The sequence below is a fragment of the Ruegeria sp. BG6 genome, assembly GCF_056538465.1.
Genome location: NZ_JBQFTB010000001.1, coordinates 435416 through 448390, shown reverse-complemented (window position 1 = coordinate 448390; position 12975 = coordinate 435416). Strand labels below are relative to the sequence as shown.

The 12975-nt window shown below is 56.9% G+C and carries 14 protein-coding genes; all 14 read left to right on the top strand.

Annotated elements, in window-relative coordinates; all coding sequences use genetic code 11:
* Window positions 1-9: 9 nt before the first annotated feature.
* Window positions 10-1005, top strand: a complete 996-nt coding sequence (gene acuI, locus ACR0JW_RS02260; RefSeq protein WP_170677018.1) for an acryloyl-CoA reductase — start codon at window positions 10-12, stop codon at window positions 1003-1005.
* Between the two features lie 185 nt (window positions 1006-1190).
* A complete protein-coding gene (gene frr, locus ACR0JW_RS02255; protein WP_170618994.1) occupies window positions 1191-1754 on the top strand; it encodes a ribosome recycling factor in 564 nt (187 codons plus the stop codon).
* A 9-nt stretch (window positions 1755-1763) separates the two neighbouring features.
* Complete coding sequence (uppS, locus tag ACR0JW_RS02250) at window positions 1764-2495, top strand: polyprenyl diphosphate synthase (protein ID WP_480713545.1); 732 nt, start codon at window positions 1764-1766, stop codon at window positions 2493-2495.
* Window positions 2492-3274 carry a phosphatidate cytidylyltransferase gene (locus ACR0JW_RS02245; RefSeq protein WP_170677022.1) on the top strand — a complete coding sequence of 261 codons (783 nt, stop codon included), beginning with the start codon at window positions 2492-2494 and terminating at the stop codon, window positions 3272-3274. Before uppS ends, ACR0JW_RS02245 begins: the two co-directional genes overlap by 4 nt.
* On the top strand, window positions 3274-4446 hold the full coding sequence (gene dxr / locus ACR0JW_RS02240; RefSeq protein WP_170677024.1) for a 1-deoxy-D-xylulose-5-phosphate reductoisomerase: 1173 nt from the start codon (window positions 3274-3276) through the stop codon (window positions 4444-4446). Before ACR0JW_RS02245 ends, dxr begins: the two co-directional genes overlap by 1 nt.
* Before the next feature lie 4 nt (window positions 4447-4450).
* Window positions 4451-5803, top strand: a complete 1353-nt coding sequence (rseP, locus tag ACR0JW_RS02235; protein WP_170677026.1) for an RIP metalloprotease RseP — start codon at window positions 4451-4453, stop codon at window positions 5801-5803.
* Between the two features lie 90 nt (window positions 5804-5893).
* A complete protein-coding gene (locus ACR0JW_RS02230) occupies window positions 5894-6022 on the top strand; it encodes a hypothetical protein (protein ID WP_480713544.1) in 129 nt (42 codons plus the stop codon).
* 127 nt (window positions 6023-6149) lie between these two features.
* Window positions 6150-8510 carry an outer membrane protein assembly factor BamA gene (bamA, locus tag ACR0JW_RS02225; RefSeq protein ID WP_170677028.1) on the top strand — a complete coding sequence of 787 codons (2361 nt, stop codon included), beginning with the start codon at window positions 6150-6152 and terminating at the stop codon, window positions 8508-8510.
* Window positions 8511-8523: 13 nt separating this feature from the next.
* The gene (locus ACR0JW_RS02220; protein WP_321253041.1) at window positions 8524-9108 is read left to right on the top strand and encodes an OmpH family outer membrane protein; all 585 of its coding nucleotides are present in this window, start codon (window positions 8524-8526) and stop codon (window positions 9106-9108) included.
* Between the two features lie 72 nt (window positions 9109-9180).
* Complete coding sequence (fabZ, locus tag ACR0JW_RS02215) at window positions 9181-9654, top strand: 3-hydroxyacyl-ACP dehydratase FabZ (RefSeq protein ID WP_170677032.1); 474 nt, start codon at window positions 9181-9183, stop codon at window positions 9652-9654.
* Complete coding sequence (lpxA, locus tag ACR0JW_RS02210; RefSeq protein ID WP_170615079.1) at window positions 9651-10436, top strand: acyl-ACP--UDP-N-acetylglucosamine O-acyltransferase; 786 nt, start codon at window positions 9651-9653, stop codon at window positions 10434-10436. The genes fabZ and lpxA overlap by 4 nt, the downstream gene beginning before the upstream one ends.
* 4 nt (window positions 10437-10440) lie before the next feature.
* Window positions 10441-11235: a UDP-2,3-diacylglucosamine diphosphatase LpxI domain-containing protein gene (locus ACR0JW_RS02205; RefSeq protein ID WP_170677034.1), complete on the top strand. Its 795-nt coding sequence runs from the start codon at window positions 10441-10443 to the stop codon at window positions 11233-11235.
* Entirely contained in the window at window positions 11235-12401 is a 1167-nt protein-coding gene (lpxB, locus tag ACR0JW_RS02200) for a lipid-A-disaccharide synthase (protein ID WP_170824549.1), read from the top strand. Before ACR0JW_RS02205 ends, lpxB begins: the two co-directional genes overlap by 1 nt.
* Window positions 12394-12969: a hypothetical protein gene (locus tag ACR0JW_RS02195; RefSeq protein WP_170677038.1), complete on the top strand. Its 576-nt coding sequence runs from the start codon at window positions 12394-12396 to the stop codon at window positions 12967-12969. Before lpxB ends, ACR0JW_RS02195 begins: the two co-directional genes overlap by 8 nt.
* The last annotated feature ends 6 nt before the right edge of the window (window positions 12970-12975 follow it).

Genomic DNA, 12975 nt, shown 5'->3' with positions numbered 1-12975 from the left:
GAAAGCACGATGTTCAATGCATTGGTAATGGAGAAAGACGAAGAAAGCGGGTTGGCCAGTGCGTCGATCAAAGGACTGTCGATTGATGATCTGCCCCATGGCGAGGTTACGGTCGCCGTCGAATACTCGACCGTAAATTACAAGGACGGTCTGTGCTTGTCGGCCAAAGGGGGCGGGCTGGTCCGCAGCTATCCGCATATTCCGGGCATCGACTACGCAGGAACGGTCGAGACGTCTTCGGACAACAGATACAAACCGGGCGACAAAGTGGTTCTGACCGGTTGGCGCGTGGGCGAGGCCCATTGGGGCGGCTATTCGCAGAAAGCCAACGCACTGGCCGACTGGCTGGTTCCGTTGCCCGATGGGTTGGACGCGCGGCAGGCGATGGCTGTGGGAACAGCTGGTTTCACTGCCATGCTTGCGGTCATGGCGCTGGAGGACCATGGCCTGCAGCCGGGTCAGGGTCCTGTGCTGGTAACAGGCGCGGCCGGCGGCGTTGGGTCCGTGGCAACTGCGATACTGGCCAATCTGGGCTATGAAGTTGCCGCAGTAACGGGGCGCGCGGAAGCTGCCGATTATCTAAAAACTCTGGGCGCGACCACGATCGTTCCGCGCGAGGATCTGAACGAGACCACAAAACGCCCGCTGGAAAGCGAGACCTGGGCGGGCTGTATTGATGCGGTAGGCGGTGCGATGCTGGCCCGGGTTCTGGGACAGATGAAATATGGCGCATCGGTTGCCGCGGTTGGTCTGGCCGGTGGGGCGGCCCTGCCTGCGACGGTCATCCCGTTCCTGTTGCGGGGCGTCAACCTGTTGGGCATCGACAGCGTGATGCAGCCTTATGACAACAGGGTGCGCGCTTGGAAACGTATCGCGACAGACCTGCCGATGGAAAAACTGGACGCCATGGTACAGCCTGCATCCTTGAGCGATTTGCCCAAACTTGGCGCGGATATTCTTCAAGGACAGGTTCAGGGCCGTGTTGTCGTTGATGTAAACGCGTGACACACCCGGTGATTTTCTAACCGGCCAGCGCCAATGCTGGCCGGTTCTTTTGCCGAGGAAACACCTCAAAAATGCCGGAAACACCTCTGGTCATTGGCGCAATTCCGGCTCATCATTGCTATACATCCCATTTGCGATGGCTTAAGACCCATTCCAACAGTACCTGAAAACGGGGAGTGAGCAGCATGTCTGACGATTTTGAACTGGACACTGATGATCTGAAACGCCGCATGGACGGCGCAATGGCCAACCTGAAAACCGAATTTGCATCCCTGCGGACTGGCCGCGCATCAGCGTCGATGCTGGAGCCGATCATGGTTGATGCCTATGGTTCGCTGACCCCGATCAACCAGGTTGGCACCGTCAACGTGCCCGAACCCCGGATGGTTACTGTGAACGTATGGGACAAGTCCCTTGTCGGCAAAGTGGAAAAAGCCATTCGTGAAAGTGGGTTGGGCATAAATCCTCAACTGAACGGCACCATCATCATGCTGCCGATCCCCGAGTTGAACGAAGAGCGTCGTCGCGAACTGGGCAAGGTTGCAGGGCAGTACGCTGAAAGCGCACGGATCTCCATTCGGAACGTGCGCCGGGATGGCATGGACCAGATCAAGAAGGCCAAGTCCGACGGCATGTCTGAAGACGACCAGAAATTCTGGGAGACCGAGGTGCAGGATCTGACCGATGAGATGATTAAATCGGTTGATACCGCACTAGAGACCAAACAGGCAGAAATTATGCAGGTCTGAGCCGGAAGAATGCCCAACGATCCCCGCACTCCTATCGCCGCCGGACCGCGCCATGTCGCCATCATTATGGATGGCAATGGTCGTTGGGCACAAGCACGTGGCCGGCCTAGGCTGTATGGACATCACGCAGGTGCGCGGCGTGTTCGCGAGGTGGTCGAAGCTTGCCCCGGTCTTGGCGTGAAGTATCTGACCGTATTCGCCTTTTCGACAGAGAATTGGAAACGAACACAGGTTGAAGTCGCCGGACTGATGAGCCTGTTTCGCCGATACATCATCAAAGAAACGCGAACGCTGAAGGAAAACGGTATTCGTGTCCGCTTTATCGGAGACAGGGTACGTCTGGATTCCAAGCTGACCAGACTGATGGACACGCTTGAGGAAGAAACCCGAGACAATGACTTGGTCCATCTCACGGTTGCCTTGAACTACGGCGGGCGGGATGAAGTTGCCCGCGGTACACAACGTCTGGCGCGCGACGTGGCAGCGGGCCGGTTGCGCCCCGAAGATGTGGATGAAGAAACGCTTCCAAGATACTTGGATACGCATGTTCTTCCTGATCCCGATCTTGTAATTCGCACCAGCGGCGAAGCGCGGATTTCGAACTTTCTTCTGTGGCAGTCAGCCTATTCCGAATATGAGTTCATCGACACGCTTTGGCCGGATTTCACAGCAGCTGAACTTGAACATTTGTGTCGGAACTTTGGCTCGCGTGAGCGCCGCTTTGGCGCAGTTCTCGCATGAGCGACGGTCGATGGTCTGACCTGACGGCCCGAATTCTGTCGGCAGCTGTTCTGGTTGCTATCGGTGCAGTGGAAGTGTGGCTTGGCGGATTGTGGTTCGAAGCATTCATCGCTGCGGCCTGCGCCATCATGACCTGGGAACTGGTCCGCATGATTGATCCGGGTCAAGCCGGTCTGGCGGTTCAGTTGGGGATATTGACCGGGGTTGCCGTCGTCCTCAGCTATCACCTGCCTGCGCTTTACACGTTGCCGTTTTTGCTCGCGCCAGCGCTGGTCGGGGCAGGGCAGATCAGTCGGGCAAAAGGGCTTTATGCCGCGTTTGCCTTCTGGATCGCCGCCGCCGGTCTGGGTTTCATTTCGATCCGTGAAACCATGGGCTTTGGCTGGATGGTCTGGTTGATCGCCGTTGTCGTCGCAACAGATGTTGCAGGGTATTTTGTTGGCAAAACGTTTGGCGGCCCTAAGTTTTGGCCCAAGGTAAGCCCGAAGAAAACATGGTCCGGTACGGCAGGCGGTTGGGTTGCCGCAGCCATTGTTGGCGGTGTTGTCGCGATGCAGGCCGGGTTTGGTGTGTTGTTTGTGCTGATTTCGGTGCTGGCGTCGATGGCCAGTCAGGCCGGAGATATCGTGGAAAGCGCGGTTAAACGAAAGTTTGGCGTCAAGGACAGCTCGAACCTGATACCCGGACATGGCGGCTTTCTTGACCGGTTCGATGGAATGATGGGGGCTGCCTTGTTCGTGTTGATCGCAGGGTTGTTCTACGCCCCCGGGGTTATGTAATGCGCAAGATCTCAATTTTTGGCGCGACCGGGTCCATCGGTCAAAACACCATTGACCTGATCGCCCGGAATCCTTCGTCCTACGATGTTGTCGCGCTGACGGGCGGGGCAAACATCCGACAACTGGCCGAAGATGCCCGCAGGCTCGGCGCCGATCTGGCCGTGACCGCCCATGAAAACCGGCTTGAGGATTTGCGAGACGCGCTGTCCGGCAGCGGGGTTGCGGTTGCGGCAGGCGAAAAAGCACTGGCCGAGGCTGCATCCCGCCCGGCCGACTGGGTAATGTCGGCCATTGTGGGCGCAGCCGGGCTAACTCCGGGCATCGAAGCGCTGAAACGAGGGGCGACGCTGGCCTTGGCAAACAAAGAGACGCTGGTGTGTGCTGGTTCTCTGGTTCTGGAGACTGCGCGCAAAAACAACGCGCGCCTGCTGCCTGTGGACAGTGAACATTCGGCCGTGTTTCAGGCGCTGGTCGGAGAAAACATTGAGACCGTCGAACGGGTGATCATTACCGCCAGCGGCGGGGCGTTTCGTGATTGGCCCTTGTCGGACCTGGCCCTCGCGACGGTCGAGCAAGCGTCGAGTCACCCCAATTGGAACATGGGACAACGGATTACCATAGACAGCGCATCAATGTTCAATAAGGCGCTGGAGGTAATTGAAACGAAAGAATTATTTGGAATAGACCCGGACCAGATCGAAGTTCTGATCCACCCGGAATCGATTGTACATGCACTGGTCGGGTTTAGTGACGGCGCTGTCATGGCCCATATGGGTGCACCGGATATGCGCCATGCCATTGGCTACGCTCTGCACTGGCCCGAAAGGCAGAGCCTGCCGGTCGACCGTCTGAACCTGGCACGGCTTGGGCAGCTTCGGTTTCAGGACCCTGACGAATCGCGGTACCCCGCGTTGCGGCTGGCGCGCGAGGTGATGGCCCGTGGGGGTCTTTCCGGTGCCGTCTTCAACGCGGCCAAAGAACGTGCTCTGGACAGATTTATCGCCAAGGACATCGGATTTCTTGAGATGGGCGATACCGTTGCAGCGGTTCTGGACAGATTTGATACAGAAGATGGCCTTATTGATGCCCCTATGACCCTTGATAATGTGCAAAAAACGGACCATCTGGCACGTCAATGGGTCGACGAAGCCATACTCCAACGAGCAGGATAAACCCTTGGACACTCTTTCCCTGATCCCTCAATTCGGCAGCCTGCTGTACACGATTGTTGCTTTTGTGGTTGCACTGTCTGTCATCGTCGCGGTGCACGAATACGGCCATTATATCGTTGGACGTTGGTCCGGCATTCATGCCGAGGTGTTTTCGATCGGATTCGGTCCTGTCCTGTGGAGCCGCATGGACAAGCGCGGGACAAAATGGCAGATCGCCCTGTTGCCGTTCGGTGGTTACGTCAAGTTTCTTGGTGATGCCAACGCTGCTTCGGGCAAGGACGAAGCTGCGATGCACGAAATTACAGAACAAAGCCCTCAAGAAGTACGCCGTACCATGCATGGTGCGCCTTTGTGGGCCCGTGCGGCGACCGTTGCGGCGGGGCCCGCGTTCAACTTCGCAATGTCCATTCTGGTTTTCGGGCTGATCTTCTGGTCTCAGGGTGTTTCACGAGAGCCGTTGACCGTTGGCAAACTCCAACCATTGCCCGGTTCTGTTCAGGAGTTGCGGGAAGGCGATGAGATCATCGCAATTGCCGGTATTCCTACCCCGGATTTCGACGAGGAAATCTCGTGGACCGAGTTTACCGAGTCTCTGCCGGTTGAACCGAGCCTGGAATACACCATCATCCGGGACGGCGAGACACTGAATGTGTCCGCGCCCTGGCTGTTTCCGCCGCTGATCCAGCAGGTTACACCGCGCAGTGCTGCAATGGACATTCAACTGGCATCGGGCGACGTGATTACGTCGGTGGATGGAGACCCCATTTTTGCCTTCGAGCAATTGAAAGAGCGGGTCGAAGGATCTGACGGGCGTGTGCTGTTGCTGAACGTCTGGCGGGACGGCGCCGATCTGGAATTTGCCTTAGCCCCAAGACGTACGGATGAACCTCAGCCGGACGGCGGATTCGTAACGCATTGGCGTATCGGGATCGTTGGCGGGATGATGCTGGAACCGGCTACTGTTCCGGCGGGTTTATTGGATTCCCTGACAGGCGGTGCACGACAGACTTTGCGCGTAATCAACGGTTCTTTGTCTGGCATCTGGCATATGATTACAGGGGCGATCAGCACCTGCAACATGTCCGGTCCTATCGGTATTGCCGAGACATCCGGAGCAATGGCCAGTCAGGGCGCACAGAGTTTTGTGTTCTTCATCGCGGTTCTGTCGACGGCCGTAGGCCTTCTGAATCTGTTCCCGATCCCGGCATTGGATGGCGGTCATCTGGTGTTCTACGCTTACGAAGCGGTCGCCGGCAAACCGCCTAGTGACGCAGCCCTGCGGATTCTGATGGGGGTGGGGATCAGCCTGATACTTGGCCTGATGCTGTTTTCTGTCAGCAACGACCTGTTCTGCTGAATGTGACGTCTCGCGCACATTGATGCCGCAATCTTGCCCAAATCCATGGCTAAGATTGTTTGGTGTATTGAAAGACAGGCTGAGAGACCGATGCCAAAGACTCTGCAAAAATCCTACCAGGGGTTCAGCGTTCTGTTCATATTGAACTGGGATGTTCTTTTGTGCTTTGGCGCGACGGCTCTGGCGCTTGCAGGTGGGGCATACCTGGCAGGTATGTGATTCTCGCCCAACATGTTGATTGATTTAGACGGCCCGCTGGGCCGTTTTGTGTTTTTGCGCTTTTGACAAGACCCTTCAATCCCGTTACTCAGCATTAAAAGTCTGAAAATTCTGGGTAGTGAAAAAAATGACGGACAGGCGGGGCGTGGGCATATTCTGCGGTGTGAACAAGACTGCAAACAATATTTTGTGGCGCACACTAACGTTTCTTTTTCTTTTTAGTGCAATGAGTTTAGTGGCTGCGCCGCAGGCGGCACATGCCCAGAACTTCACGATCAATTCCTTCCAGGTGGAAGGTAACCGACGCATCGAAACCTCGACAATTATCTCGCGGACCGGAATCGAACCGGGTCAAACCGTGACGGCAGGACAGTTGAATGATGCCTATCAGCGATTGCTTGACAGTGGTGTTTTTGAAACAGTCGAACTGACACCGCGCGGGTCGATATTGGTGATCGAGGTTCAGGAATACCCGACGATCAACAAGATCAGCATTGAGGGCAATCGCCGTGTTAAGGACAATGTCTTGATGGATGCGATTTCCTCGCAGCCGCGCAGGGTCTTTACGCCTCAGGTTGCCGAAGCAGACGCGGACCTGATCGCTGATATTTACTCGGCACAGGGTCGGGTTGCAGCGACTGTCATCCCGCGCATTATCCGGCGCAGCGACAACCGTGTCGACTTGGTGTTCGAAATTGCCGAAGGCACAACGATCGAAGTTGAGCGGGTCAGCTTTGTCGGCAACCGCGCATATTCCGATCGGCGCCTGCGCAGGGTTCTGGAGACCAAGCAAGCGAACATCCTGCGGACTTTCCTGCGCGGCGACACGTTTATCGCTGACCGTATCGAGTTCGACAAACAGGTTATCCGCGACTTTTACCTGTCGCGCGGCTATGTCGACTTTCGGGTCAACAGCGCAAATGTTGAATTCACCCGCGAACGAGATGCGTTCTTTCTGGTGATGAACATCACCGAAGGCCAGAAGTTCTCGTTTGGAAAAATCACGACTGTCAGTGAAATTCCCGGCGTCGACGCTGCCGCGTATCAGCAAGCCCTGAAAATCAAACCGGGCGTAACGTATTCGCCTTCTCTGGTCGAAAACTCGATCGCCCGGCAGGAACGGTTGGGTCTGAAGCAGGGCGTTGATTTCCTGCGAGTAGAGCCGCGTGTTACCCGGAACGAGAGAGATCTGACGCTCAACGTTGAATTTGTACTGACCCGCGGTCCGCGTATTTTTGTCGAACGGATCGATATTGAAGGAAACACGACGACCTTGGACCGTGTGATCCGCCGTCAGTTCGATACCGTCGAAGGTGATCCGTTCAACCCCCGCGAAATTCGCCAGAGCGCCGAGCGTATTCGTGCCCTTGGTTTCTTCGCAACGGCGGATGTGGAACCTCGTGAAGGGTCATCGCCCAGTCAGGTCATCGTTGATGTGGACGTCGAAGAACAGCCAACCGGCTCTCTCAGCCTTGGCGGTAGTTTCTCGGCCGCTGACGGATTTGGTATTGCGATCGGTCTGAACGAATCCAACTTCCTGGGACGCGGACAGAACTTGGGTCTTTCGCTTTCAACCGCGCAGGATTCGGAACAATACGTCATCAACTTTTCCGAACCCTATCTGTTGGGTCGGAAGCTGCGGTTCGATCTTGGCCTTGGTCTTTCGACAACCAATTCGAGCTTTGCAAGCTATGACACCGATACAGTGTTCTTCACCCCGCAAATCAGCTATGCGATTGGCGAACTTTCCTCGCTGAGCCTGCGTTACAGCTGGGACCGCAGTGAAATGACGCAGCAGGACAACCAGATCAACGGTGCCGTCATTGCCTCGGAAATTGCACAAGGTGAACGCAGCAGCAGTGCCTTGGGTATTTCCTATGTGTATGACAGCCGGCTCGCCGGTCTGAATCCAAACGCTGGTGTCCTGTTTGAGGTCGGTGTGGACGCGGCCGGTCTTGGTGGCGACGACAAGTTCATCAAATCGACCGCGCGCGGCATTGCCCAGACACGTGTTCTGAGCGAAGAGGTCGTCCTGCGCGCTTCGCTGGAAATGGGCGCATTCCATTGGAGAGGCAACGATTTCAGCCGAACCGTGGATCGCTTTGTTCTTGGCCCGAGTACTTTCCGCGGCTTCGATCCGGCCGGTATCGGCCCGCGCGATCTGTCGAACGGTCAGGATGATGCGATTGGCGGCAACTATTACTGGGTGGCCCGCTTCGAATCTGATTTCCCGCTTGGCCTTCCCGAAGAACTGGGCCTGCGCGGTGGTGTTTTCTACGACGTCGGCAACCTCTACAACATCGACAACGTCAATACCGCAGGGGCGAATATCGTCGGTGCTGATGGCTCGATCCGCCATGTTCTGGGCGTGTCGGTTCTTTGGGACACGCCGTTTGGCCCATTGCGCTTTAACTTCTCCAAAGCACTCAAAAAGGAAGACTTTGACCAGGAGCGCAGCTTTGACCTGACCATTCAGGCTCAGTTCTGATCCTTTGATGGTCATGCGGTTTATTCCAGACATTCAGGGCCCGGTTCGGGCCCTTTTTGTCATTCTGCTTTTGCTTGGCGGAGTTGCAACGCAAAGTACGGCACAGCAACTGGGTGTGCCGCAATCTGGTGTTTTGACATTGTCCAGCGAACGCCTTTTCGCTGGGTCAGAATTCGGTCAGCGCATCCTGCGCGAAATTGACGCCGAAAGTGCCTTGTTGGCGGAAGAAAACGAACGAATCGTTGCCGAATTGAGCAAGGAAGAAAAGGAACTGACGGAAAGGCGGTCGACGTTGACAGCCGAAGAGTTCCGGCCACTTGCCGAAGCGTTCGATGATAAGGTCCAATCCCACCGCGAAGGACAGCGGGCCAAACTTGATGCGCTCGCCCGCCGGAGCGAAAACTCCCGCAAGCTGTTTTTCGAGATGGTGCAACCGGTTCTGGTCGACCTCTTGCGAGAGACCGGGGCATCGGTAATCCTCGAACAGTCGAATGTTTTGTTCCGCGCGGAATCGTCCGATATCACCAACATGGCCATCCGTCGGATCAATGCGATGATCGGCGATGGTAGAAGATTGGATAACAAGGCAAGCGAATAGGCTTGCTTGCCCTTGTTCGCGGGTCTTGCTAACCACTCGAAAAAGAGAAATGCACGAAGGGACTCGTTTACCATGACGACGGAAACCAAGAGCGCCGACATTCAGTTGATCCAGCGGATCCTTCCGCATCGCTATCCGTTTCTGCTGGTCGACAAGGTGGTAGACATTTCCGGCTATCAGTCCGCAGTGGGCATCAAGAACGTCACTATGAACGAGCCGCATTTTCAGGGTCATTTCCCTGGAACGCCGATCATGCCGGGGGTGACGATTGTCGAGGCAATGGCCCAGACCGCCGGTGTCATGCTGGGTGTCGGAATGGATGTCATCGACAGCGAGTTGCTGATCTATTTCATGAACATCGACAAGTGCAAATTCCGCCGGAAAGTGGTTCCGGGAGATGTGCTCGAAATGCACGTTGAAACCGTGCGCGGCAAAAAGGGCGGCAAGATCTTCAAATTCAGCGGTCGGGCAACTGTAGACGGCGAGGTTGCGGCCGAGGCCGAGTTTTCGGCCTATGTCGACTGGGACATGGAAAAAACAACATGAGCCGTATCCATCCCAGCGCAATCATCGAAGACGGCGCGCAGATTGGGCAGGACTGTGCCATCGGTCCGTTCTGTTATGTCGGCCCGCAGGTCAAACTGGCAGATCGCGTGGAACTGAAATCGCATGTTGTCGTGACCGGCGACACGTCGGTTGGCGAGGACACCGTTATCTTCAATTTTTCGGTCATCGGTGAGATACCGCAGGATCTGAAGTTCGGCGGCGAAAACACCCGGCTGGAAATTGGTCAGCGGAACCGCATTCGCGAACATGTGACAATCAACACCGGAACAGATGGTGGTGGCGGTGTTACGCGGGTAGGCGACGATTGTCTTTTGATGGCGGGTGTTCATGTGGCGCATGATGTTCAGATCGGCAATCGGGTCATCATGGTCAACCACGCCGGGGCTGCAGGGCATTGCATTGTCGAAGATGACGTAATCGTCGGCGGCATATCCGGTTTGCACCAATGGGTCCGCGTTGGTCGCGGTGCCATTATTGGGGCGCTGACAATGGTTGCCAACGACGTAATTCCATATGGACTTGTTCAGGCGCCTCGTGGCGAACTCGACGGGTTGAACCTCGTAGGTTTGAAACGCCGGGGCGTTCCGCGCGAAGATATCGCCGCCTTGCGCGCGGCTTTCCGCGAGCTGTCGAGCGGCGAGGGGACCTTCATGGACCGGGCCCACCGGATAGGCGAAGGCAACAACAGTGAGTATGTGCGGCGCATCGTCGATTTCGTGACCGGACACAGCGACCGTTCATTCCTGACACCGGGGAAATAGGACCGTGCTGGCTCTAATCGCAGGAACCGGGCAATTGCCGACCGAGGTGTTGAGCCATTTGCCCGAACGCCCTGTGATCTGCGCGCTCGAGGGCTTTCTGCCTGATGACCTGACGCCAGACATCGTTTTCCCTTTAGAGCGGTTCGGCAGTTTCATTGCTAATATTCAAAACCGTGGAGTTACCGAGATTTGCATGGCCGGCGCGGTGCGTCGCCCGGTCATTGATCCTTCGCGGATCGATCCGGCGACGATGCCATTGGTTCCGGTTATTCAGAAGGCAATTGTCTCAGGCGACGACGGCGCGTTGCGCGCTGTGATCAGTATTCTGGAAGACAGCGGGCTTTCGGTTCGTGCGGCACAGGACCTCGCACCGGAACTGTTGCCCCCGTTGGGATGTTTGACCGAAACCCAGCCTTCTGATGCGGATCTGGCGGATGCGGACCGCGCTGTTGGGATCGTGCGGGCCATGGGAGCGGCCGACATTGGTCAGGCCTGCGTGGTTTCCAAGGGCCAGGCCATGGCGGTTGAGGGGATTTTCGGAACCGCCTGGATGCTGCAATCCCTGACCCAAAGGCCGGATGCTGGCGGCGGCATTCTGTTCAAAGCCCCAAAACCCTCTCAGGACCATCGTGTTGATCTGCCTGCGATCGGGCCTGATACTGTGTCAGATGCGGTTGCGGCAGGTCTGTCGGGCATCGTTATCGAAAAAGGCGGGGTAATCGTCCTTCAACGCGATCGGGTCGTCGAGGAATGCAACCGACTGGGTCTTTTCCTTCTCGTTCGTGAGCGGTCGGTCTGATGCGCGTGTTTCTGGTCGCCGGTGAACCCTCGGGCGACCGGTTGGGCGGCGCGTTGATGGAAGGGTTGAAGACGCTTGTCCCGGATGTCGAATTCGACGGGGTAGGCGGCCCTTTGATGCAGGCGCAGGGACTGAACAGCCGGTTTCCAATGGCAGAACTGTCTGTCATGGGCCTGGTTGAAGTGCTGCCGAAGTTCTTCCACCTCAAACGCCGCATTTCTGAAACCGCACAAGCGGTTATGGATACACAACCCGATGTGCTGATTACCATCGACAGCCCGGATTTCTCGCTTCGTGTGGCCAAGCTGGTGAAGGCGGGCAGCAACATTCGCACCGTTCACTATGTTGCGCCTAGCGTTTGGGCTTGGCGTCCCGGTCGGGCCGACAAAATGGCCAAGGTCATCGACCACGTTCTGGCCTTGTTGCCGTTCGAGCCGCAATTCATGACAAGGGCCGGCATGGAATGCGATTTCGTCGGCCATCCAGTCGTAAACGAACCCATTGCAACGGATACGGACATATCGGAATTCCGAAGCGCCTATGATCTGGGAGAAGCACCGATCCTGCTAGCGCTTCCCGGATCGCGCCGCGGGGAAGTCGAACGGCTTGCCCCGGTGTTCGGTGAAGCCCTGCGTGTGTTTCTGCGCGATCATCCAGACATGCGCGTCGTGGTCCCGGCAGTTGCGCACATCGTCGATACGGTGCGCGATCAGATCCGATCATGGCCAGGCGAACCCATAGTGATCGACCCACGCGAGCTAGAGGCGGATCAGGCGGCGTCTCGCAAACGTGCTGCGTTTGCAGCGGCAGATGTCGCACTGGCCGCGTCTGGCACGGTGTCGCTGGAACTCGCTGCGCAATCCACCCCAATGGTCATCGCCTACAAACTGACCTGGCTGACCCAGAAGATGGCCGAACGCATGGTCAAGCTGGATACGGTGACTTTGGTCAATCTGGTGTCAGACACCCGCACTGTGCCCGAATGCCTTTTGGACGATTGCCGCCCGGACAAGATTGCCGCAGCCTTGTCAAAGGTCATGGAAGTACCAGAGGCTCAGCAGGAGGCCATGGCCCTCACGATGGATCGTCTGGGGCGGGGTGGAGAGGCTCCGGGATTGCGTGCGGCCCGCGCCGTGCTGGCACGGATGCGAAACGGGCATGATTGATCACGCTCTGTTTGCACTGTCTGCGGGAATCGCGCAGGTCTCGACAAATCTGGACAACCTTGCGGTGTTGTTCGGTCTGATCGTTGTCATGGGCCGACGTCGTCCGGTCGTGGGGTTCGCTGTCGCGCAAACCGTCGTTCTTCTACTGGCAACCGCCGTGGCCATCGGGCTGAGCCACAGCACATATCCAACGACAATTGGATACCTTGGCGTTGTACCACTGGCATTGGGTGTCCGGGGCATCTGGTTGCAGATTTCCGGGCGGGGCAAAACCGACACCCAGCCGCAAGGAGCCGTGATCTCGGTTGTTTTGTTGTTTCTCAGCCTGTCCATAGACACGTTTGCAGTCATGACACCGCTTCTTGCGGAATCCTCGACGTCATATAGGTGGGCAGGGCTGTTTGGTGCAGCCGCCGCCGCTTGTCTATTGACAGGAGTTGCCGCCTGGGCGGCACCTAAGGCCAAACTGTTTGCACCCAGAATGGCCCGGCTGGACCGGATCGCACCCTATATTATGGTCGCGGTCGGTCTGTATATTCTTCTCAACACCGGGACGGACGCCCTTTAGGCCCCA

Bases quoted from the DNA above. Each gene is read 5' to 3' on its own strand.
- acuI (WP_170677018.1), top strand. From the start codon at position 10: ATGTTCAATGCATTGGTAATGGAGAAAGACGAAGAAAGCGGGTTGGCC.
- frr (WP_170618994.1), top strand. From the start codon at position 1,191: ATGTCTGACGATTTTGAACTGGACACTGATGATCTGAAACGCCGCATG.
- uppS (WP_480713545.1), top strand. From the start codon at position 1,764: ATGCCCAACGATCCCCGCACTCCTATCGCCGCCGGACCGCGCCATGTC.
- ACR0JW_RS02245 (WP_170677022.1), top strand. From the start codon at position 2,492: ATGAGCGACGGTCGATGGTCTGACCTGACGGCCCGAATTCTGTCGGCA.
- dxr (WP_170677024.1), top strand. From the start codon at position 3,274: ATGCGCAAGATCTCAATTTTTGGCGCGACCGGGTCCATCGGTCAAAAC.
- ACR0JW_RS02230 (WP_480713544.1), top strand. From the start codon at position 5,894: ATGCCAAAGACTCTGCAAAAATCCTACCAGGGGTTCAGCGTTCTGTTC.
- bamA (WP_170677028.1), top strand. From the start codon at position 6,150: ATGACGGACAGGCGGGGCGTGGGCATATTCTGCGGTGTGAACAAGACT.
- ACR0JW_RS02220 (WP_321253041.1), top strand. From the start codon at position 8,524: ATGCGGTTTATTCCAGACATTCAGGGCCCGGTTCGGGCCCTTTTTGTC.
- fabZ (WP_170677032.1), top strand. From the start codon at position 9,181: ATGACGACGGAAACCAAGAGCGCCGACATTCAGTTGATCCAGCGGATC.
- lpxA (WP_170615079.1), top strand. From the start codon at position 9,651: ATGAGCCGTATCCATCCCAGCGCAATCATCGAAGACGGCGCGCAGATT.
- lpxB (WP_170824549.1), top strand. From the start codon at position 11,235: ATGCGCGTGTTTCTGGTCGCCGGTGAACCCTCGGGCGACCGGTTGGGC.
- ACR0JW_RS02195 (WP_170677038.1), top strand. From the start codon at position 12,394: ATGATTGATCACGCTCTGTTTGCACTGTCTGCGGGAATCGCGCAGGTC.